At 71.7% G+C, this 22,042-nt stretch carries 19 protein-coding genes; 11 read left to right on the top strand and 8 right to left on the bottom strand.

All coding sequences use genetic code 11. From position 1 onward, the window contains the following. Positions 1-94 precede the first annotated feature (94 nt). Both C1708_RS24695 and C1708_RS24700 read left to right on the top strand, forming a co-directional pair. Positions 95-739 carry a nucleoside/nucleotide kinase family protein gene (locus C1708_RS24695; RefSeq protein WP_106414731.1) on the top strand — a complete coding sequence of 215 codons (645 nt, stop codon included), beginning with the start codon at positions 95-97 and terminating at the stop codon, positions 737-739. A gap of 135 nt (positions 740-874) precedes the next feature. Further along, positions 875-1,303: a CBS domain-containing protein gene (locus C1708_RS24700; protein ID WP_106414732.1), complete on the top strand. Its 429-nt coding sequence runs from the start codon at positions 875-877 to the stop codon at positions 1,301-1,303. Positions 1,304-1,747: 444 nt separating this feature from the next. Here C1708_RS24700 and C1708_RS24705 read toward each other — a convergent pair whose 3' ends face one another. Together C1708_RS24705 and C1708_RS24710 are read right to left on the bottom strand one after the other, a co-directional pair. Beyond that, complete coding sequence (locus C1708_RS24705; protein WP_106414733.1) at positions 1,748-2,659, bottom strand: carbohydrate kinase family protein; 912 nt, start codon at positions 2,657-2,659, stop codon at positions 1,748-1,750. Continuing rightward, positions 2,656-3,567 carry a pseudouridine-5'-phosphate glycosidase gene (locus C1708_RS24710; protein ID WP_106414734.1) on the bottom strand — a complete coding sequence of 304 codons (912 nt, stop codon included), beginning with the start codon at positions 3,565-3,567 and terminating at the stop codon, positions 2,656-2,658. Before C1708_RS24710 ends, C1708_RS24705 begins: the two co-directional genes overlap by 4 nt. A gap of 99 nt (positions 3,568-3,666) precedes the next feature. On the opposite strand from C1708_RS24710, the gene C1708_RS24715 reads away from it, so the two are divergent. Beyond that, on the top strand, positions 3,667-4,095 hold the full coding sequence (locus tag C1708_RS24715; protein ID WP_106414735.1) for a VOC family protein: 429 nt from the start codon (positions 3,667-3,669) through the stop codon (positions 4,093-4,095). Positions 4,096-4,104: 9 nt separating this feature from the next. Here C1708_RS24715 and C1708_RS24720 read toward each other — a convergent pair whose 3' ends face one another. Both C1708_RS24720 and C1708_RS24725 read right to left on the bottom strand, forming a co-directional pair. Beyond that, positions 4,105-4,659 carry a methylated-DNA--[protein]-cysteine S-methyltransferase gene (locus C1708_RS24720; RefSeq protein ID WP_106414736.1) on the bottom strand — a complete coding sequence of 185 codons (555 nt, stop codon included), beginning with the start codon at positions 4,657-4,659 and terminating at the stop codon, positions 4,105-4,107. An 88-nt stretch (positions 4,660-4,747) separates the two neighbouring features. Beyond that, on the bottom strand, positions 4,748-5,650 hold the full coding sequence (locus C1708_RS24725; RefSeq protein ID WP_106414737.1) for a glycerophosphodiester phosphodiesterase: 903 nt from the start codon (positions 5,648-5,650) through the stop codon (positions 4,748-4,750). A gap of 277 nt (positions 5,651-5,927) precedes the next feature. Between C1708_RS24725 and C1708_RS24730 the strand changes: the two genes are divergently transcribed. The 7 genes from C1708_RS24730 to aroQ all read left to right on the top strand — a co-directional run bounded on the left by C1708_RS24730 (position 5,928) and on the right by aroQ (position 15,101). Further along, complete coding sequence (locus C1708_RS24730) at positions 5,928-6,791, top strand: MHYT domain-containing protein (RefSeq protein WP_106414738.1); 864 nt, start codon at positions 5,928-5,930, stop codon at positions 6,789-6,791. A gap of 40 nt (positions 6,792-6,831) precedes the next feature. Beyond that, positions 6,832-8,982, top strand: a complete 2,151-nt coding sequence (gene uvrB / locus C1708_RS24735; protein ID WP_106414739.1) for an excinuclease ABC subunit UvrB — start codon at positions 6,832-6,834, stop codon at positions 8,980-8,982. 136 nt (positions 8,983-9,118) lie between these two features. Next, positions 9,119-9,697: a TerD family protein gene (locus C1708_RS24740; RefSeq protein WP_106414740.1), complete on the top strand. Its 579-nt coding sequence runs from the start codon at positions 9,119-9,121 to the stop codon at positions 9,695-9,697. Between the two features lie 93 nt (positions 9,698-9,790). Further along, the gene (locus tag C1708_RS24745) at positions 9,791-11,785 is read left to right on the top strand and encodes a TerD family protein (protein ID WP_106414741.1); all 1,995 of its coding nucleotides are present in this window, start codon (positions 9,791-9,793) and stop codon (positions 11,783-11,785) included. Between the two features lie 285 nt (positions 11,786-12,070). After that, positions 12,071-13,072 carry a TerC/Alx family metal homeostasis membrane protein gene (locus C1708_RS24750; protein ID WP_106414742.1) on the top strand — a complete coding sequence of 334 codons (1,002 nt, stop codon included), beginning with the start codon at positions 12,071-12,073 and terminating at the stop codon, positions 13,070-13,072. Positions 13,073-13,355: 283 nt separating this feature from the next. Next, a complete protein-coding gene (locus C1708_RS24755; protein WP_106414743.1) occupies positions 13,356-14,456 on the top strand; it encodes a calcium:cation antiporter in 1,101 nt (366 codons plus the stop codon). Between the two features lie 171 nt (positions 14,457-14,627). Further along, positions 14,628-15,101 carry a type II 3-dehydroquinate dehydratase gene (gene aroQ / locus C1708_RS24760; RefSeq protein ID WP_106414744.1) on the top strand — a complete coding sequence of 158 codons (474 nt, stop codon included), beginning with the start codon at positions 14,628-14,630 and terminating at the stop codon, positions 15,099-15,101. Positions 15,102-15,123: 22 nt separating this feature from the next. On the opposite strand, the gene C1708_RS24765 is transcribed toward aroQ, so the two are convergent. Together C1708_RS24765 and C1708_RS24770 are read right to left on the bottom strand one after the other, a co-directional pair. Further along, positions 15,124-15,780, bottom strand: a complete 657-nt coding sequence (locus C1708_RS24765; protein WP_106414745.1) for an MBL fold metallo-hydrolase — start codon at positions 15,778-15,780, stop codon at positions 15,124-15,126. 39 nt (positions 15,781-15,819) lie between these two features. After that, positions 15,820-16,509, bottom strand: coding sequence for a maleylpyruvate isomerase family mycothiol-dependent enzyme (locus C1708_RS24770; RefSeq protein ID WP_106414746.1), 690 nt, complete (start codon positions 16,507-16,509; stop codon positions 15,820-15,822). A gap of 223 nt (positions 16,510-16,732) precedes the next feature. Between C1708_RS24770 and uvrA the strand changes: the two genes are divergently transcribed. Further along, a complete protein-coding gene (gene uvrA, locus C1708_RS24775) occupies positions 16,733-19,735 on the top strand; it encodes an excinuclease ABC subunit UvrA (RefSeq protein WP_106416475.1) in 3,003 nt (1,000 codons plus the stop codon). Positions 19,736-19,801: 66 nt separating this feature from the next. Here uvrA and C1708_RS24780 read toward each other — a convergent pair whose 3' ends face one another. Then, positions 19,802-20,719: a carbohydrate kinase family protein gene (locus tag C1708_RS24780; RefSeq protein WP_106414747.1), complete on the bottom strand. Its 918-nt coding sequence runs from the start codon at positions 20,717-20,719 to the stop codon at positions 19,802-19,804. Continuing rightward, positions 20,716-21,750 (bottom strand): LacI family DNA-binding transcriptional regulator, encoded by a 1,035-nt coding sequence (locus C1708_RS24785; RefSeq protein WP_106414748.1) that lies wholly within the window; start codon positions 21,748-21,750, stop codon positions 20,716-20,718. Before C1708_RS24785 ends, C1708_RS24780 begins: the two co-directional genes overlap by 4 nt. Positions 21,751-22,042 lie beyond the last annotated feature (292 nt).

Consider the following 22,042-nt stretch of genomic DNA (forward strand, 5'->3'; position numbering starts at 1 on the left):
CCATGCGCGAGCGTCCACGGCCCGCGCCCGCCCACGGCGCACCGCCCTCGCCGGCACTTCCGGTGTGGTCCGGGACGTACCGCATCATGGCCGTGTGCGACTCGAAGCGATCACCTGGGACCGGCTCGTCGACGTACTCGCCGAGCGCCTGCGGGAACTCGACCCGGCTGACGGTTCTCCCTGGCCCCGCGTGGCCCTCGACGGCGCCCCGGCCGCCCGCCCGGGCGACCTCGCCGAGCGGCTCGCCGAGGCGCTGCGCGTCCGCGGCCGCCCCAGCCTCGTCGTCGGCACGGAGGGCTTCCTGCGCCCCGCCTCGGTCCGGCTCGAGTACGGTCACCAGGACCTCGAGTCCTACTACAGCGGCTGGTACGACACCGGCGCCCTGTGGCGCGAGGTGTTCGACCCGCTCGGGCCGGGCGGCAGCGGGCGGGTGCTGCCCGACCTCCGGGACCCGGTCACCGACCGCGCCACCCGCAGCCCGTATGTCGAACTGCCGCCCGGAGGCGTGCTGTTGCTGCACGGGCCGCTCCTCCTGCACCACTGGTTCCCCTTCGACCTGACCGTCCACGTCCTCCTCTCACCCGGTGCGCTGCGCCGCCGCACTCCCGAGGCCGAGCACTGGACCCTGCCCGCCTTCGAGCGCTACGAGCAGGAGACCGGCCCGGCCGGCACCGCCGACGTACTGGTGCGGGCCGACGACCCGCGCCACCCGGCCTGGCGCGGTCGAGAGCACGGTTGAGGGCCTGGCCGCGCCGGTCTGCGCGGCGCCGTCCGCCGCGGGTGCCGTCCTCCGGCGGCCCGGAGACAATGAAGGGCGTCGGGACTAGCGGCGTGCCCCGCGCCGCGCCGGCCGTCCGGCACCGGGAGGTACTCCATGACCACCGCCGGAGACATCATGCACCGCGGCGTCCAGTGGATCCCCGCGCACGAAACCCTCGACCGCGCGGCACAGTTGATGCGCGAACTGAACGTCGGCGCGCTGCCCGTCAGCGACGAGAACGAACGGCTCTGCGGCATCCTCACCGACCGCGACATCGTCGTCGGCTGCGTCGCCATGGGCCATGACCCCGCCCAGGTCACCGCGGGCGAGATGGCCAAGGGCACACCGCGCTGGATCGAGTCCGACGCCGATGTCGACGACGTCCTCACCGAGATGCGCACCCACCAGATCCGCCGACTGCCCGTCATGGACGACAAGCGTCTCGTCGGCATGATCAGCGAGGCCGATCTGGCACGGCACCTGACGGGCGAACAGATCGCCGCCTTCGCCGAGAGCGTCTACGCCCGGTCCGCCTCCGGCTGACCCCTCCGCCCGTGCCCGGCGGGACGGGCGGACGTCGCAGCCGGCCGCTGCGCCGGAGCGCCCGGTACCGCGGCGGATACGCGCCTGGGTATCACCCCGGCGACCATGCCATGGCCGTACCGCCAGTGCGGCTCCGGTATGTGGCCGACGCTCATGCCGTACACCCCCCCCGCACCATGGTCGGCACCGCGACGATCGCCGCCCGTTCCGTGGCTTCACTGCCCTGGACATTCGGTCCCCCTCGCATGGATCCCCCGTGCCGCGCTCCCTCGTCGGCCTGCCGGACCAGTGTGCCGGCGACCGGCCGACCGCGTGCGGGCCTGTGGAAACGCCGTGTTCCGCTTGGTTCCCGCCTGGGGACGAAGGAGCGCGGACCCACGACGGCCGGCTCTCCGTCCGGGACGTGCGCGCCCTCCCGCCGGTCCCGCACCGGCTGCCTGACGCTCAGTCCCGTGCCGGCGGCCGTGCACCGACCCGTTCCACCGCCTCAGCCCCCGCCCGGCACCCCTCCTCCGCCGCCTGCCCGGGAGCCGCACCGGCCAGCAGGGCCGCGAGGAAGGCCCCGGTGAAGGCGTCACCGGCCCCCGTCGTGTCCCGGGGCGTCACCGGCACGGCGGGGACACGGGCGCACACCTCGCCGGACCGCGCCAGCAGCGCACCCTCCGCGCCCTGCTTGACCACCACCAGCGGCACCCGCCGGCTCAGCCGCGCAGCCGCCTCCGCCGCGTCCGGACACCCCGTCAGCAGGCACGCCTCGTCGCGGCTCGGCAGCAGCACCTCCACTCCCCCCACCAGCGACAGGAAGCTCTCCGGACCCAGCTCGGCCAGGAACCCGGCCGACGCCGGGTCCACACTCACCGGCACCCCGCGCGCCTCCGCCGCCTTCAGCGCGACCGCGACCAGGGCCCGGCCGCTCCCGCTGAACAGCAGGTAGCCCGACAGATGCAGTCGCGCCACCCCGTCCAGCAAGGCGTCCGACCAGTCCTCGGGCCCGAGCCGCACCGACGCGCCACTGTCGGTGAGGAAGGTCCGCTCGGCCGCCGCGCCCTCGTCGACCAGGCACACGACCGTTCCCGTCGGCACGTCGGCGTCCACCACCAGCCGCGGACGCACCCCGCAGGCGGTCAGCTCCCGTTCGTGCCAGGCCGCCGCGTCCGCGCCCACCCGCCCCAGCAGGCGCACCTCGCATCCGCCCCGGCGCGCCGCCCAGCAGGCGACGTTCGCGCCCGCCCCGCCCGGCACCGTGCGGATCACGGCCGCCGTGTCCGTGCCCGGGGCGAGCGGGCCGGCGTGGCGCGCGACCACGTCCGTGATCACGTCGCCGACGACCAGCAGCGCCCCGCCCGACCCGGTCACTCCCCGGCGGCCCAGGCCGCCGCCACCCGGGCCGCGAGGGCCACGTTGCCCCGCACCGCCGCCAGATTGGCCTCGAGGGAGGCGCCGTCGGTGTGCCGCACCAGGTGGTCCAGCAGGAACGGCGTGACCCCCTGACCGGTGATCCCGGCGGCCTCACAGGCCCGCAGCGCCTCGTCGAGCACCCGCGCGTGCGTCTCGGGATCCAGCTGCTCGTCCTCCGGCACCGGGTTGGCGACGATCAGCGCCGACTCCGGACCGCCGAGGGCGTCCTGCGCCCGCATCACCCCGGCCACCTCCTCCGGGGTGTCCAGCCGCCAGTCCACGGGGTGCCCGGAGTCCGACAGGTAGAAGCCGGGGAACCGGTCCGTGCCGTATCCGGCGACCGCCACGCCCAGCGTCTCCAGCCGCTGCAGGGTCGCCGGCACGTCCAGGATCGACTTCACCCCCGCGCACACCACGGTGATCCGGGTGCGCGCGAGCAGCCCCAGGTCGGCCGACTCGTCCTGGGTGGCGGTCCACTCCCGGTGCACCCCGCCGAGCCCCCCGGTGGCGAACACCCGGATCCCGGCGAGCGCGGCGAGCAGCGCGGTCGCGGAGACCGTCGTCGCCCCGCTCGCCCCCGTGGCCACCGCGAGCGGCAGGTCACGGTGGCCCAGCTTGCGGACGCCGTCCTCGTTCGCGACGCGCTCCAACTGCTCCTCGTCCAGGCCGGCCCGCGGCCGGCCGTCCAGCACGGCGATCGTCGCCGGTACCGCGCCCTCCCGTCGCACCACGGCCTCCAGCTCGCGTGCCACCCGGAGATTGCGCGGCCGGGGCAGGCCGTGGGCGATGATCGTGGACTCCAGGGCCACCACCGGCCGCCCCGCCGCGATCGCGCCCCGTACCTCTTCCGACACCATGAGCACCACGCGCCGCCTCCCGTCTGCCGCCTCTCCCTCCATCTCTGGCGGGCGGCACGCCGGGCCAAACCCTTGTGGCGCGTCACAGGGCTCACGGAGGCTGGTGCCATGACGGACCACGCGACCCGGCTCGACCACATCGTTCTCTGGGTGGACGACCCCATCGCCGCCGCGCAGTTCTACGAGAAGGCGGTCGGCCTGGAGCCGGTCAGGCTCACCGACTTCGCGGCCGGCGAGGCGCCCTTCCCCTCGGTGCGCGTCAGCGAGGAGACCATCCTCGACCTCATGCCGCGCTCCGAGGCGGACCGCATGACGATGCTCCCCGGGGCCGCCGACAGCTCCGGCCACCCCGTCAACCACGTCTGCCTGTCCCTGGCCACGGACGCCTTCGACGCCCTCCTCGGCCGTCTCCAGGAGCAGTCGGTCCCGGTCTCGGACATCGCGCACGACTCCTTCGGCGCCCGCGGCCAGGCCAAGCGCAGCTTCTACTTCCGCGACCCCGACGGCAACATCTTCGAGGCCCGCCACTACGACTGAACGGCGGTGTCAGAACAGCGGCTCCGGCAGCACACCCTCGAGGGCGAGCAGCCGCCTCTTCGTCTCCAGCCCGCCCCCGAACCCGCCGATGCCGCCCCCGCTCTCCACGACCCGGTGACAGGGCACGACCACCGGCAGCGGGTTGGCGCCCATGGCCATGCCCACGGCCTGCGCGCCGCCCGGCTGACCGACCCGGCCGGCGAGATCGCCGTACCCCACCACCGTGCCGAACGGCACGCCGGAGGCCAGCTCGCGCAGCACCTCGCGGTGGAAGCCCGAGATCAGCGACCAGTCCAGCGGCAGCTCGAAGGAGTGCCGCTCACCCGCGAAGTAGGCGTCGAGCTGGCGTATCGCCTCGGCCAGCAACGGAGAGCCGGGTTCCTCCACGGGCTCGGCGCCGAGCCGGGACGCGAGCCGCTCCAGTGCCTTGTCACGCACCTCGTCGGTGGCGTGGAACACGACGTTGACCAGGCCCTGCCGGGTCGCTGCCAGCAGCAGCGGACCGATGCCGGTGTCCACGACGGTCCACACGACCCGTTGCCCGTACCGCCCATCGCTGTCCATGCGCCCCACCGTACGGCCCGCCACCGACAACGCCCGGCGGAACGGCGGGACCACGGACGACCGGGAGGGACCGAGTCCTGACGAGGCCTCAGCAGCCCACCGCGTCGCGCACCACGTCAGGGTTGTTGGTGATGATGCCGTCCACCCCGAAGCCGGCCACCCGCCGGGCGGCGGCCGCGTCGTTCACCGTCCAGGTGAACGCCTCCAGCCGTTTGCCGTGCGCCCCCTTGAGGGCGTGCACCGCGCTCACGTAGTCGGCGGTGAGCGACCCGTGCGAGGGGTTGATCTGGTCGGTGAAAGCCGCGTACGCCGGCAGGTCCGCGACCGGCGGCGTCCCGAGGAAGCCGGTCTTCACCGCCGGGGCCAGCTCGTGGACCGTGCGCACGCTGTCCGCGCTGAAGCTCTGCACGATCAGCCGCTGCCGCACATGCCTGCGGTCGAGCCAGCCCTCGTCGGCGAGGACCTTGAGGATGTCCCGTTCGATGCCGGGGTACAGCTGCGGGTTCTTGATCTCCAGCAGCAGCTTCTGCCGGTGCCGGTCGACCCGGTGCACGAACTGCTCCAGCGTCGGCACGCGCGCGCCCGCGTACTCGGGGCCGAACCAGCTGCCGGCGTCCAGACGGGCTATCTCGGCGGCGGTGAAGTCCTTCACCTTCCAGGGTGCCCGGTCGGGGAAGACCTCCTCGACGTCGGTGGTGCGCACCAGGCTGTCGTCGTGGAGGACGACGAGCTCGCCGTCCTTGGTGCGCTGGACGTCGTTCTCCACCCACTCGGTCCCCAGGGCGGCCGCCTTGTCGACGGCCGCGAGCGTGTTCTCCGGGGCGTATCCGGAGGCGCCCCGGTGCGCGACGATCAGGGGAGCGGCCGCGGCGCCCCCGGCGCCCTCGGCGGCCCGGGCGCTCTCGGCGGCCCGGGCGGGGGAGAGCGGAAGCAGGAGGACGACGACCCCCGCGAGCGCGGTGGTCGAGGCGGCGACAACGCGTGCGTGCATGTGTGCTCCTCGCGTCGAACGGTCACGGTCGGATCCACTGTGACAGCAGAGGGTCAACGCGAGACGGGTGCGGGATGGCCATGGATTGAACGCCGGTCACCGGACTCCGCACACTGGTGCCACACACCTGGGGCAAGGACGTGTTTGTTTGCCGGATAGTCGTTCGACCATTCCGGTGGGGGTCATACTCTCTGCGAAACCCTGGCCGCCGCAGCGGTTCTGGGAGGGGGCGCACAACGGGCAACGCGGGACGTACAGGGCGGAAGGGCAGCCGCGCATGCAGGGCACGGTCGACGGATTCAGTTACGGGCTGGTAACACCTGTGGTGGCCTATCTCATGGCCTGTCTGGGAGGCGCGCTCGGACTGCGCTGCACCACCCGGGCCGGGCTGGCGCCCAGCTCCTGGCGGCCCGGCTGGCTCGCGCTCGGGGCGGCCGCCATCAGCGCCGGCGTCTGGACGATGCACTTCATCGCGATGATGGGTTTCACCGTCGAGGGGACGCCGATCCACTACGACCGCGCGATGACCTTCGCGAGCCTGGCCGTCGCCGTCGTCATGGTGGGCGTCGGCATCTTCATCGTCGGTTACAAGGGCGCCACCGGGACGGCCCTGTTCACCGGGGGGACCGTCACCGGCCTCGGCATGGCCTCCATGCACTACCTCGGCATGGCCGGAATGAGTCTCGACGGGCGGATCGAGTACAACACCGCCGCCGTCGCCGCCTCGGTCGTCGTCGCCATGGCCGCCGCCAGCGCCGCCCTGTGGGCGGCCGGTCAGGCCAAGGGCTTCCTGTGGAGCGTGGGCGCGAGTCTGATCATGGGCCTCGCGGTCACCGGCATGCACTACATCGGCATGGCCGCCGTCGAGGTGCACGTGCACGGCACGGCCGAACCCGACACGGGGGAGTCCGCGGCCGCCCTGCTCGGCCCCATGATGGTCGGTCCGCTCGCCGTCCTCGTCCTCGCGGGCGTCGTGGTGATCTTCGACCCGCTGGTGGTCATGGGCCGGCCCCCGGCGCCCTCCGCCGACCGCCTGCCCGGGATCCCCGCCCACTCCCCGGCGCACCACCCCTCGGTCCGAGCCCGGCTGCGCGCCCGCGGCCCCGTGGAACACCGCTCCCGCACCCCCCAGCGCCGCTGACCCGGACCCGTTGTCAGTGGGGGGTCGTACGGTGGATGGCATGCGGCCCGTTTCCCAGATCGAACGCACGGTGGCGCCCTTCGAGGTCGTCAGCCCCTACCAGCCCAGCGGCGACCAGCCCGCGGCCATCGCCGAGCTCGCCCGGCGCATCGAGGCCGGCGAGAAGGATGTCGTCCTGCTCGGCGCCACCGGCACCGGCAAGTCCGCCACCACCGCGTGGATGATCGAGAAGCTTCAGCGCCCCACCCTGGTCATGGCGCCGAACAAGACCCTGGCCGCCCAGCTCGCCAACGAGTTCCGCGAGCTGCTGCCGAACAACGCGGTCGAGTACTTCGTCTCGTACTACGACTACTACCAGCCCGAGGCGTACGTCCCGCAGTCGGACACCTACATCGAGAAGGACTCCTCGATCAACGAGGAGGTCGAGCGGCTGCGGCACTCGGCGACCAACTCGCTGCTCACCCGCCGCGACGTCGTCGTGGTCGCCTCCGTCTCCTGCATCTACGGCCTGGGCACGCCGCAGGAGTACGTGGACCGCATGGTGCCCCTGCGCGTCGGCGACGAGATCGACCGCGACGAGCTGCTGCGCCGCTTCGTGGACATCCAGTACACGCGCAACGACATGGCCTTCACCCGCGGCACCTTCCGCGTCCGCGGCGACACCATCGAGATCTTCCCGGTCTACGAGGAGCTCGCCGTCCGCATCGAGATGTTCGGCGACGAGATCGAGGCGCTGTCCACGCTGCACCCGCTCACCGGCGAGATCATCAGCGACGACCAGCAGCTCTACGTCTTCCCCGCCTCCCACTACGTCGCCGGCCCCGAGCGGCTGGAGCGCGCGGTCAACGACATCGAGAAGGAGCTCGGCGAGCGCCTCTCGGAGCTGGAGAAGCAGGGCAAGCTCCTCGAGGCCCAGCGGCTGCGCATGCGCACCACGTACGACATCGAGATGCTCCGCCAGATCGGCACCTGTTCCGGCGTGGAGAACTACTCGATGCACTTCGACGGCCGCACCCCGGGCTCCCCGCCCAACACGCTGCTGGACTACTTCCCGGACGACTTCCTCCTCGTCATCGACGAGTCGCACGTCACCGTGCCGCAGATCGGCGCCATGTACGAGGGCGACGCCTCCCGCAAGCGCACCCTCGTCGACCACGGCTTCCGGCTGCCCTCCGCCCTGGACAACCGCCCGCTGAAGTGGGAGGAGTTCCAGGAGCGCGTCGGCCAGACCGTCTACCTGTCGGCCACCCCCGGCCAGTACGAGCTCTCCCGCTCGGACGGCTTCGTCGAGCAGATCATCCGCCCGACCGGCCTCGTCGACCCCGAGGTCGTCGTCAAGCCCACCGAGGGCCAGATCGACGACCTGGTGCACGAGATCCGTACGCGCGTGGAGAAGGACGAGCGCGTCCTGGTCACCACGCTCACCAAGAAGATGGCCGAGGACCTCACGGACTACTTCCTCGAACTCGGCATCCAGGTGCGCTACCTGCACAGCGACGTCGACACCCTGCGCCGGGTGGAGCTGCTGCGGGAACTGCGCAGCGGCGAGTACGACGTCCTGGTCGGCATCAACCTGCTGCGCGAGGGCCTCGACCTGCCCGAGGTCTCCCTGGTGGCGATCCTCGACGCCGACAAGGAGGGCTTCCTGCGGTCGGGCACCTCCCTGATCCAGACCATCGGCCGCGCGGCGCGCAACGTCTCCGGCCAGGTCCACATGTACGCCGACAAGATCACACCGGCGATGGAGAAGGCCATCGAGGAGACCAACCGCCGCCGGGAGAAGCAGATCGCCTACAACCAGGCGCGCGGCATCGACCCGCAGCCCCTGCGCAAGAAGATCAACGACATCGTCGCGCAGATCGCCCGCGAGGACATCGACACCGAGCAACTGCTCGGCTCGGGCTACCGCCAGGCCAAGAAGGACGGCGGCGGCACCAGGACGCCCGTGCCCGCCCTCGGCGGCAAGGCCGCCAAGGGCGCGAAGAACGCCAAGGGGGCCAAGGACAAGGCCGCCGAGGCCGTCCCCACCGACCGCCCCGCGGCCGAACTCGCCGAGCAGATCGAGGAGCTCACCACACGGATGCGGGCCGCCGCCGCCGACCTGCAGTTCGAGATCGCGGCACGGCTGCGCGACGAGGTGTCCGAGATGAAGAAGGAGCTGCGGCAGATGCAGGAGGCGGGCCTGTCCTGACGTCCGCACACGGAATGTGTTGCAAGACCGACACAAAGTGCGGACCGGGGTACGTCGCTGTCAGCGCACCTGCGTAGGGTTCTGGTCAACCGCGGTCTTCGCGGCAACAGGGGACGTACGAGAGGGGAATCAGCGCGTGACCGTGAACATGACCAAGGGTCAGGCCATCAGTCTGCAGAAGGACGACGGCGGCAGCCTGACCGCGGTGCGCATGGGTCTCGGCTGGCAGGCGGCCCCTCGTCGCGGCCTGTTCGGCTCCCGCACCCGGGAGGTCGACCTGGACGCTTCCGCCGTCCTCTTCGCCGACAAGCAGCCGGTCGACGTCGTCTTCTTCCGCCACCTGGTGAGCGACGACGGCTCCGTGCGCCACACCGGTGACAACCTCGTCGGCGGTGTCGGCCAGGGCGGCGACGACGAGGCCATCCTCGTCGACCTCTCTCGCGTCCCGGTCCACATCGACCAGATCGTCTTCACCGTGAACTCCTTCACGGGCCAGACGTTCCAGGAAGTGCAGAACGCCTTCTGCCGCCTGGTCGACGAGACCAACGGCCAGGAGCTCGCCCGCTACACGCTGGCCGGCGGCGGCCCCTACACCGCCCAGATCATGGCCAAGGTGCACCGCACCGGTTCGGGCTGGACGATGACGGCCCTCGGCAACCCGGCCAACGGCCGTACCTTCCAGGACCTGATGCCGGCCATCCTGCCGGTCCTCTAGGCACCCGCCAGGCACCCGCGGACGAACCGGCCCCCGCGCGGGGGCCGGTTCGGCGCGCCCGACACTTCCACGCGACACAGGGGGACCAAGGCGATGACGGCCGAACTGGTGCGGGGGCAGAACCACCCGCTGTCCCAGTCCCGTCTGGAGATCCGGATCTCGGCCGGCACGCCGGTCGCGGCCGCCGCCGCGCTCAGCGACGAGAACGGACGGATCCACGGCACGGAGTGGGTGGCCCACCCGGGCGCCCCCGTGCAGCCCGGCCTGGAGGTGTCGCGCCAGGCGGCCGCCGACCACCGTCTCGCGGTGGACCTGGACGCCATGACCGACGCGGTCCACCGCGTCAGCGTGCTCCTCGCCCTGCCCGCCGCGAACGGCGGCGCGGGACCTGCCCGCTTCGGCACCGTGGCGGCCCCCTTCGTCGCCGTCACCGGTCTGGACGGCACCGAGGTCGCCAGCTACACCATCACCGGCCTGGACCTGGAGTCGGCCGTCGTCGCGCTGGAGCTGTACCGGCGGCAGGACGCCTGGAAGGTACGCGCCGTCGGCCAGGGATACGCGGGAGGACTGGCCGAACTCTTCACCGACCAGGGGCTGTCCGAGGCCCGGCAGCTCGCGGCCGGCATCGACGAGGCCGTCGCCCGGGGTCTCGCCCGCTCCGTGCAGGCGCCCCCGCCCCGCACGTCCGAGAGCGACCGCTCCCGTCAGGCCGCGGCCCCCGCGGTCGGCCCCGACCAGGGCGCCGCGCCGCAGGGAGCCCCCGGCACCGTGCCGCCGTACGGCGGGCAGCCGGCCGGCGGCCCGGGGCAGGGCGGACCGCAGCCCGCCTACGGCGGCGCGACCGGCCCGCACGCGTCCTCCGGCGGCCCGGTCGACTACAGCCACCCCCGGCGCCGGACCTCCGCCCCGCCCCCGTCCCCGCCCACGGCGCCCCCGGCGCAGCCCGGACGGCCCGCGCAGCCGGTGGCGGGCGACGCGACCGGGTGGTCCATGGAGGAGCGGCTCTACAACCAGGTCTGGGGCATGTTCGAGGACCTGGCCCGCACCACCGCCGCGTACCGCAGCGCCGTGGACTTCGCCGAGTCGCGGATGGACAAGGAGCTGGAGCAGGCCCTGTCCGACCCGCGCAGCCGTATCGGCGGACAGGGTGACGCCGTCCGCGAGGCGGCCCGCGCGCGGTACACGCGACTCGTCGACCAGGCGCGGGCGTCCCTCGACCGGGACGTCGCCCAGCTCGTCGCCGAGTCCGAGGTCGTCGAGCCCGCCCTGCCCCCGGCGTTCGCCCGCTGGGACGCCCCCTGCTGGCACGCCTACCGGGTGCCGATGGAGATACCCATGGCGCTGCGTCTGGGCGACCTCCGGCTGCCCGAGGCCGAGCCACTCCGCATCCCGATGCTGCTCCGCCTGCCGCTGGAGCGCGGACTGTGGATCGACAGCGGGCGCACCGACTCCCTGGACGGGTCGTTCACCGACTCCCACGACATGCGGCGCCTGGCCATGGAGACCGCCGTGGCGCACACCGCCCGGCTGCTCGCCGTCCACCCGGCCGGCGAGTTCACCGTGCACGTCATCGATCCGGCCGGGTCCGGCGCGCAGGCGCTGGCCCCGCTCACCCGGACCGGCGTCCTCGCCGGTCCGCCCGCCCAGGGCGCCGCGGGCGTGACGGAGGTGCTGGCCCGGCTCACCCAGCGGGTCGACCTGGTGCAGATGGCGCTGCGCGGCGGAGCACCGGACGCGCTGCCGCCCGGCCTCGACACCTCGCAGCAACTGCTGATCGTCAACGACTTCCCGCACGGCTTCGACGACCGGGCGGTGAACCAGCTGCGCTACCTCGTCGACGAGGGACCGTCGGTCGGCGTCCACCTGATGATGGTCGCGGACCGCGAGGAGTCAGCGGGTTACGGTCCGCTGCTGGACCCGCTGTGGCGCTCACTGCTGCGACTGACCCCGGTGCCCGACGACCACCTCGCCGACCCGTGGGTGGGGCATGCCTGGACGTACGAGCCGCCGGTGGTGCCGCAGGGCAGCGAGGTGCTCCGCCAGGTCCTCACCAAGGTCGCCGAGGCACGCCGCGCTTGGAGCAGATGACCGTCCGACCCCTTTGACCAACGGCATGCAAAGCCCTCCCACCTGGGCCTTTGTATCTTTCTTTATCGATCTCTTTACCAACCCTTGGTGATTGGGTACTCTTGGCCGCACGGAGGGGAGTACTCCCTGTCTGTGCGGCGACCCCGTCAATACGGATCAGGCCAGATCCCGGGGCGTCGGCCCGAGGACCATCGGGACGCATCGAGCGTCCCAGGTCCGGGTGGAAGAGACCTCCGGCAGCGACGACGCTGACATTTGCCGTGTGACGCAACTGCCGGAGGCGCAGTGGATGTTTCCCTGAACGTATGGGTCCTGACGATCGTGGGCCTGTGCGCCCTCATCGCCGCCGATTTCTTCATCGGCCGCAAGCCGCATGACGTCTCCGTCAAGGAGGCCGGGATCTGGACCATCGTCTGGATCGTTCTGGCCGCGCTCTTCGGGCTCGGTCTGCTGGCCTTCGGCGGCGGCCAGCCGGCGGGCGAGTTCTTCGCCGGCTACATCACCGAGAAGTCGCTGAGCGTCGACAACCTCTTCGTCTTCGTCCTGATCATGGCGAAGTTCGCCGTGCCCTCGCAGTACCAGCAGCGGGTGCTCCTCGTCGGAGTGCTCATCGCCCTGGTGCTGCGCGCGATCTTCATTGCCGCCGGCGCCGCCATCATCGCCAGCTTCTCCTGGGTGTTCTACATATTCGGCGCCTTCCTGATCTGGACCGCCTGGAAGCTCATCCAGGAGGCCAGGGCCGACGAGGAGGACGAGGAGTTCGAGGAGAACAAGCTCCTCAAGGCGGCCGAGCGCCGCTTCGGCGTGGCCGACCGCTACCACGGCACCAAGCTGTGGATCCAGCAGAACGGCAAGCGGGTCATGACCCCGATGCTCGTCGTCATGCTCGCCATCGGCTCCACCGACGTCCTGTTCGCGCTGGACTCGATCCCCGCGATCTTCGGTCTGACCCAGGACCCGTACATCGTCTTCACGGCGAACGCGTTCGCGCTGATGGGTCTGCGGCAGCTGTACTTCCTCATCGGCGGACTGCTGAAGAAGCTGGTCCACCTGTCCTACGGCCTGTCGATCATCCTGGGCTTCATCGGCGTGAAGCTGGTGCTGCACGCCCTGCACGAGTCGGGGGTGCACGTACCCGAGATCAGCATTCCGGTCTCCCTGGGCGTGATCTGCTCGGTGCTGATCGTCACCACGATCACCAGTCTCCGGGCGTCCCGGAAGCAGGCGCGGGCCGAGGCGGCCACCGGGCGGGCAGGGAGCCCCGAGAAGACCGACATCGACGCCTGACCCCGTCGGACACCGGGAACACCGGGCACCGGGAGCGAAGGGCAGCATGCCGCCGGCCTTCGCTCCCGGTCCCGCACGTTCCAGCGCGCCGCCCCGGGCGGCGCCGACCGCAATCGACGAACACCAGGAGGACATGCGTGACCATGATGACCCCCAGACGATCAGGATCACGGAGCGGAAGGGGTCGCCGTACGGCGGTGCCCGGTCCGACGCCCTCCACGGTCGCCCGGTGGTCGACAGTCCTCGAGGTGCGGCGCCCCCACACGCCGGGGACGAGCGCCGCATGACGGACCGGATCAAGTCCCTGGCAGGTCGTTGGACGCTCGCCGTTCCGGTGCTCGCGGTCGTGCTGCTCGCCCTGACCTGGGGAAGGGACCTGCCCGGCGGGACCGTCGTGCTGGTGACCCTGGTCCTGGCGGGAGCGGTGCTGGCGGCCGTGCACCACGCCGAGGTGGTCGCCCACCGGGTCGGCGAGCCGTTCGGCTCCCTGGTGCTGGCGGTCGCCGTCACGGTCATCGAGGTGGCGCTGATCGTGACCCTGATGCTCGACGGCGGGGACAAGAGCGCGACGCTCGCCCGGGACACCGTGTTCGCCGCCGTCATGATCACCTGCAACGGCATCCTCGGACTCAGCCTGCTCGTCGGCTCGCTGCGGCACAAGACGGCGGTCTTCAACTCGGAGGGCACCGGAGCCGCCCTCGCCACCGTGACCACGCTGGCGGTTCTCAGCCTCGTGCTGCCGACGTTCACCACCAGCAAGCCGGGCCCGGAGTTCTCCACCGTCCAGCTCACCTTCGCCGCGGTCGCCTCACTGAGCCTCTACGGACTGTTCGTCGCGACCCAGACCGTGCGGCACCGCGACTACTTCCTGCCGGTCGTGAAGCACGGGGAGCAACCCTCCCCCGAGGCGCACGTCGAGGCGCCCTCCACACGCACCGCGCTGATCAGCCTGGGGCTGCTGCTCCTGGCCCTGGTCGGCGTCGTCGGCCTGGCCAAAGGCGTGTCACCGACGATCGAGTCCGGGGTGGAGGCGGTCGGTCTCGGCCACGGCGTGGTCGGTGTGATCATCGCCCTGCTGGTGCTGCTGCCGGAGACCATAGCCGCGGTGCGCGCGGCGCACCGCAACCACGTGCAGACCAGCATGAACCTGGCGCTGGGCTCGGCGATGGCCAGCATCGGCCTGACCATCCCGACCGTCGCGCTGGCCTCGCTCTGGCTGCCCGGCCCGCTCATTCTCGGACTCGGCAACACCCATATGGTGCTGCTCGCGCTGACGGTGGTGGTCAGCGCCCTGACCGTGGTCCCGGGCCGGGCCACACCGCTTCAGGGAGGCGTGCACCTGGTGCTGCTCGCCGCCTATCTGGAACTGACGATCAACCCCTGACCGAGGGGCCCTGGGGCCGCCCGGACATCCGGGCGGCCGCGGGCACTTCCCGATGCGAGCGGGCATCACGGCCGGACGGCAGTGCCGTACGAGCCTCCGGCGCGGCGTGATAGACCGGGTGCGATCAGCGGTCCCGGCGAGGGACCGCACCGCCGACGGACCGGAGGAAACGTGCCCCGCAACCTGGCCGACGCCCCGATCATGATTCTCAACGGGCCCAATCTGAACCTGCTCGGGCAGCGGCAGCCGGAGATCTACGGGCGCGACACGCCGGCCGACGTCGAGGCGATGTGCGCCCGGGCGGCCGCCGCGCACAACGGCACGGTGGACCTCCGCCAGTCCAACCACGAGGGCCAGTTGGTCGACTGGATCCACGAGGCGCGGCTGCACCACTGCGGCATCGTCATCAACCCGGGCGCCTACTCGCACACCTCCGTCGCGATCCTGGACGCCCTCAACACCTGCGACGGCATGCCCGTGGTGGAGGTCCACATCTCCAACATCCACCGGCGGGAGAGCTTCCGGCACCACTCCTACGTCTCGCTGCGCGCCGACGGCGTCATCGCGGGGTGCGGCGTCCAGGGGTACGTGTTCGCGGTGGAGCGGATCGCGGCGCTGGCGGGTCCGGGGCTGGCCGGGACGTGACCCGGGCGGGCCGGCCGCCCGCTCACCAGCCGCGTGCGCGCCACTCCGGCAGGTGGGGGCGTTCGGCGCCGAGCGTGGTGTCGTTGCCGTGGCCCGGGTAGACCCAGGTCTCGTCCGGGAGGACGTCGAAGATCTTGGTCTCGACGTCGTGCATCAGGCTGGCGAACGCCTCCGGGTCCTTGCGGGTGTTGCCCACACCGCCCGGGAACAGGCAGTCCCCGGTGAACACATGGGGATGCCCGTGGGGGTCGTCGTAGACGAGGGCGATCGAGCCGGGGGTGTGGCCGACGAGGTGGCGGGCGGTGAGTTCCACCTGGCCGACGCGGATGACGTCACCGTCGTCGACCGGCACGTCGGTCGGGACCGGAATGCCTTCGGCGTCGTACCGGCCCGCGTAGGTGCGGGCGCCGGTGGCGGCCACGACCTCCGCGAGCGCCTGCCAGTGGTCGCCGTGCCGGTGGGTGGTGACGACGGACGCGATGCCGTCGTCACCGATCATGCCCAGCAGCGTGTCGGCGTCGTCCGCCGCGTCGATCAGCAATTGATCGTCGGTGGCCCGGCAGCGCAGCAGGTACGCGTTGTTCTCCATGGGGCCGACCGCGACCTTGGTGATCATCAGGTCCTTGAGTTCGTGCACGTCGGCCGGTCCGCCGACCGTCACCCGCCCGCTGTACGTCATGGGCGTCAGCCTAGCGCCGGAAGCGGCGACGGACCGAGCTCACAGAGGCGGCAGCTTCGGCAGGTCCCCGCCCTTCACCGTCAGGGCGGCGCCGTCCCGGCGTCCGGCGAGCCAGCCGAGCAGACCGGCGGGCGTCCCCTCGACCGTGACCGGGCCGCCGTCCGCTCCGCCGCCGGTCGTCCAGGTGCGGCCGTCCGTGGTCGAGAGGGTGGTCACGGGCACGTCCGGGTGGCCGGTGAAGCGGGCCGCGAGGAAGGCGATCTCCCGGTCGGTGAAGTCGGCCGGCAGGTCCTCCAGCTCATAGCCGATCCCCAGATCGACGTGGTGCAGCTCCACCTCGATCCAGCGCCGGAACGGCACCCGCTCCGCGCGGTCGGTGACGCCGTTGCGCAGTTCGACGACGCGGGACCGGTCCGCCGGGGCGGCGGCCGCCGCGCGGAACCGCTCGGCGCTGGCCCGTACATCCGCGAGCTGCTCGTCCAGAGGGCGCGGGGCGCCCGCCTCGATGTCGGCGTCCCGGGCCTCGGCGGAGGCGTACATGGGGCGGCCCTCCAAAACGTTCACCAGGGCGTCCGCGTTGCGGGCCAGGTGGGCGAGGACGTGGCCGCGGGTCCAGCCGGGCAGGCGTGACGACTGGGTCACAGCCGCGTCGTCCAGTGCGCCGACCGCGTGGAGCAGCCGCTCGGTAGCGGCCTGTACAGACGCCAGGTCATCAGCGTGATCCATCATGTCGCCGACCCTAGCCGCGTCACACCTTCGGGTGAAGAAGGTGAACCGGACGCCAGAATCGAATGCACGTGCTATAAGGTCGGGTGCGGCGTCGGGCATGCTGGAAAGCCGGGGTTTGTTGACGATCCGTGAACCCGAACCGGCGTTGTCAGTGGCTCCCCCTAGTCTGAGAAGGACGGGGGCCTCGCCCCTGTCACTTCCCTCAAGAAAGGTGCGGACCGGCGTGGCCGACCGTCTCATCGTCCGTGGAGCGCGCGAGCACAACCTCAAGAACGTCTCGCTCGACCTCCCGCGCGACTCGCTCATCGTCTTCACGGGCCTGTCGGGGTCGGGCAAGTCCTCGCTGGCCTTCGACACCATCTTCGCCGAGGGGCAGCGGCGTTACGTCGAGTCGCTCTCCTCCTACGCCCGGCAGTTCCTCGGCCAGATGGACAAGCCGGACGTCGACTTCATCGAGGGCCTCTCCCCGGCGGTCTCCATCGACCAGAAGTCCACCTCGCGCAACCCGCGCTCCACGGTCGGCACCATCACCGAGGTCTACGACTACCTGCGTCTGCTGTTCGCGCGCATCGGCAAGCCGCACTGTCCCGAGTGCGGCCGGCCGATCTCCCGCCAGTCGCCGCAGGCCATCGTCGACAAGGTGCTGGAGCTGCCGGAGGGGAGCCGCTTCCAGGTGCTGTCCCCGCTGGTGCGCGAGCGCAAGGGCGAGTTCGTCGACCTCTTCTCCGACCTCCAGACCAAGGGCTACTCCCGCGCGCGGGTGGACGGCGAGACCGTCCAGCTGTCCAACCCGCCCACGCTGAAGAAGCAGGAGAAGCACACCATCGAGGTGGTCGTGGACCGCCTCACGGTCAAGGACAGCGCCAAGCGCCGTCTCACCGACTCCGTGGAGACCGCCCTCGGGCTGTCCGGCGGCATGGTCGTGCTCGACTTCGTCGACCTCCCCGAGGACGCTCCTGAACGCGAGCGCATGTACTCCGAGCACCTCTACTGCCCGTACGACGACCTGTCGTTCGAGGAGCTGGAGCCCCGCTCGTTCTCCTTCAACTCGCCCTTCGGCGCCTGCCCCGAGTGCACCGGCATCGGCACGCGCATGGAGGTCGACCCCGAGCTGATCGTCCCGGACCCGGACAAGAGCCTCGACGAGGGCGCCATCCACCCGTGGTCGCACGGCCACACCAAGGACTACTTCGACCGCCTCGTCGGAGCCCTCGCGGACGCGCTCGGCTTCCGCACGGACATCCCGTGGGCCGGGCTGCCGCAGCGCGCCAAGAAGGCCCTGCTGTACGGCCACAAGACCCAGGTCGAGGTCCGCTACCGCAACCGCTACGGACGCGAGCGGCGCTACACCACCGCCTTCGAGGGCGCGGTGCCGTTCATCAAGCGGCGGCACAGCGAAGCCGAGAGCGACGCCAGCCGCGAGCGCTTCGAGGGCTACATGCGCGAGGTGCCCTGCCCCGCCTGTGAGGGCACGCGCCTCAAGCCGGTCGTCCTCGCCGTCACGGTCATGGGCAAGTCCATCGCCGAGGTCTCCGCGATGTCCATCAGCGACTGCGCGGACTTCCTGGGCGAGCTGAAGCTGACCGACCGCGACAAGCAGATCGCCGAGCGCGTCCTCAAGGAGGTCAACGAGCGGCTGCGGTTCCTGGTCGACGTCGGCCTCGACTACCTCTCGCTGAACCGCGCGGCGGGCACCCTCTCCGGCGGCGAGGCGCAGCGCATCCGTCTGGCCACCCAGATCGGCAGCGGCCTCGTCGGCGTGCTCTACGTGCTCGACGAGCCGTCCATCGGCCTGCACCAGCGCGACAACCACCGGCTGATCGAGACCCTGGTCCGGCTGCGCGACATGGGCAACACGCTCATTGTCGTGGAGCACGACGAGGACACCATCAAGGTCGCCGACTGGATCGTCGACATCGGCCCCGGCGCCGGCGAGCACGGCGGCAAGGTCGTGCACAGCGGCTCCCTCAAGGAACTGCTGGCCAACGCCGAGTCGCAGACCGGCCAGTACCTCTCGGGCAAGAAGTCGATCCCCCTGCCCGACGTGCGGCGCCCGCACGACCCGTCGCGCCGCATCACGGTGCGCGGCGCCCGGGAGAACAACCTGCGGGACATCGACGTGTCCTTCCCGCTGGGTGTGTTCACCGCGGTCACCGGCGTGTCCGGCTCCGGCAAGTCCACGCTGGTCAACGACATCCTGTACACGCACCTCGCCCGCGAGCTGAACGGCGCGCGCAACGTGCCCGGCCGGCACACGCGCGTCGAGGGCGACGACCTCGTCGACAAGGTCGTGCACGTCGACCAGTCGCCCATCGGCCGCACCCCGCGGTCCAACCCGGCGACGTACACGGGCGTCTTCGACCACATCCGCAAGCTGTTCGCGGAGACGACGGAGGCGAAGGTGCGCGGCTACATGCCGGGCCGGTTCTCCTTCAACGTCAAGGGCGGCCGCTGCGAGAACTGCGCGGGCGACGGCACCATCAAGATCGAGATGAACTTCCTGCCGGACGTCTACGTCCCGTGCGAGGTCTGCCACGGCGCCCGCTACAACCGGGAGACGCTGGAGGTCCACTACAAGGGCAAGTCCATCGCCGACGTGCTGAACATGCCGATCGAAGAGGCCATGCACTTCTTCGAGGCGGTCCCGGCGATCTCCCGCCACCTGAGGACGCTCAACGACGTCGGCCTCGGCTACGTCCGGCTCGGCCAGTCCGCGACCACCCTGTCCGGCGGCGAGGCGCAGCGCGTCAAGCTCGCCAGCGAGCTGCAGAAGCGCTCCACCGGCCGTACGGTCTACGTCCTCGACGAGCCGACCACCGGACTGCACTTCGAGGACATCAGCAAGCTGCTGACGGTCCTGTCCGGCCTGGTCGACAAGGGCAACACCGTGATCGTCATCGAGCACAACCTCGATGTCATCAAGACGGCCGACTGGGTCGTCGACATGGGCCCCGAGGGCGGTTCCGGCGGCGGCCTCGTCGTCGCGGAGGGTACGCCCGAGCAGGTCGCCGGCGTGCCGGCCAGCCACACCGGCAAGTTCCTGCGGGAGATCCTGGGCGCGGAACGGATCAGTGACGCACCGCAGGTCCGAGCCCCGCGCAAGGCGGCGAAGAAGACGGTCGCCGCCCGGTCGACGGCGAAGGCGACCACCACCAAGGCGGTCGGAACCACCGCCAGGAAGACGGCCGGCAAGACCGCCGCGAAGAAGACGACGCGCGGCACCTGACCGGCCCGCCCGACCGACCGTGTGCCGTGCCCCGGAGACAGTCCTCCGCGGCACGGCACACGTGTGTCAGGCGGTCCGCGGTTCCAGCTCGTGGGCGTACGGGGGCTCCGCACCGGCGCGGGAACAGGTGACCGCCGCCGCGCGCGCCGCGAAACGCAGCAGGCTCTCCCAGCCCTCGGCGCCGAGCGCGGCCACGCCCTCCTCACTGAGCGCGTCACGCTCCGCCAGTCCGTGCAGCAGGGCCGCGTTCACCGTGTCGCCCGCGCCGATGGTGTCCACCACCGCGACGCGCTCACCCGGCACCGTGTACTCGGCGCCGTCACGGGTGTACGCCGTCAGACCGTCCCCGCCCCGGGTGACCACGACCGCCGAGGGTCCGGCCGCGAGCCACTCGCGCGGGGACCCGCCGATCCATTCGGCGTCCTCCGCGGACAGCTTCAGCAGGGACACCGACGGCAGCCAGCTTCTGAACCGCGCCCGGTAGACGTCGGCGTCCGGGATCAGCCCCGCCCGGATGTTGGGGTCGAGCGCCGTGAACACGCCCCCCGCCGACGCCTCGCGCATCAGAGCCTCGTACGCGCTCGCGCCCGGCTCCAGCACGAGGGAGCACGTGCCGAAGGACACCGCGCGGGTACCGGCGGGCAGCGCCTGGGGCTCGCTGAACAACCGGTCCGCGGTGCCCTCCACGTAGAACGAGTAGGCCGCCGAGCCGTCGGCGCCGACCGTGGCGACGGCCAGTGTCGTCGGCTCGTCACCGCGCTGCACCGACGCCACGTCCACGCCGGTCACCCTGAGCCGTTCCAGCAGCGCCTCCCCGAAGGCGTCCCGCGACACCCGGGAGCAGAACGCGGTGGGGGAGCCGAGGCGGCCCAGGGCCACCGCCGTGTTGAAGGGGCCGCCGCCGAGCGCGGGCGTCAGCGCGGCGAGCGCACCCGCCCCCTGCGGTACCAGGTCGATCAGTGCCTCACCGGCGACGACGATCACGAGGGGTTCCTTTCTTCCGGGCAGCCGCAGGAGGTGCGGTGCACGAAGGTGCACGGGAGGCGTTCGGTGCGGGCCGGACGGTCCGGGGCGGCCAGGCGGTCCAGCAGCAGGTGCACCGCCCGCGCGCCGATGTCCCGGCTCGGCTGGGCGACGGCCGTGAGGCGAGGGGAGAAGAGGTCCGCCCAGGCGAAGTCGTCGAAGCAGCACAGGGCGATGTCCTCGGGTACGGACAGGCCGTGGGCGCGCAGGGCGCGCAGCGCGCCGATGGTCATGGCGTTGTTGGCGGTGATCAGCGCGGTGGGGCGCGAACCGAGGTCCAGCAGCTCGGTCGCGGCGCGTTCGGCTGCTGCGGCCTCCGAGTCGCCGTGCACCAGGATCCGCTCGTCGAACGGCAGTCCGGAGGCCGCGAGCCCGTGCCGGTACCCGGTGATCCGCTCGGCGGTCGTGCTGAGTCCGGGCAGGCCGGCCACCAGGGCGATGCGGCGGTGACCGCGTTCGGCGAGATGGGTGACCAGGTGGGCGGTCGGCTCGGTGCTCTCGGCGCAGACCTGGTCGAAGAGGGGCGGCTCGTCCTCGGCGGACGGGCCGACCAGCCGGTCCAGGAAGACGGCCGGTACCTGGTGCCGCCTCAGGTAGGAGAGCAGTTCGCCGGGCTCGGGGGAGGGTGCCACGATCATGCCCTCCACCCGGCGCTCGTGCAGCAGTTGGACGACCGTGCGCTCGTGCTCCGGGTCGTCGTGCGGATCGGCGATGAGGAGGCTGTACCCGCGCTCCAGGGCCGCCGCCTCGACGCCCTGGAGGATCTCCGTGAAGTACGGGTTGCTGATCGTCGACACCGCGAGCCCGATCGACCGGGTGCGGGCCGTGACCAGCGAGCGGGCCAGGGTGTTAGGGGTGTACCCGAGCTCCTCCACGGCGTCCAGAACGGCCTGGCGGGTATGGGGGAGCACCGGGCGGGTGCCGTTCAGCACGTGTGAGACGGTCGCGATGGAGACTCCGGCGCTGCGCGCCACATCCGCCATGGTCGCCATCGTCCGTTCTCCTTCGGGCTGGGGTGGCGCGGGTCCGCTGCTCGTGCAGGGCCTTGAGAGGTCTTGGTTTTGGTCTTGGCCTTGGTCTCGGATGGGGACCGTATCGTACGGGAGTAGGGGGCGTAAACGATTGCGTAAGCGTTTGCGTGAACGTTTACGTCAGCGTTTGCGTGAACGTTCACGCCAACGCTTGCGAGAGCGCTTACGCGAACGTTTACGTCAGCGCTTGCGCGAACGCTTGCGCAAGCGCTTACGCCCACCCCTCCACACTGCCCCCGCCATCCCCACCCAC

This window comes from Streptomyces sp. DH-12 (assembly GCF_002899455.1).
GTDB lineage: Bacteria > Actinomycetota > Actinomycetes > Streptomycetales > Streptomycetaceae > Streptomyces.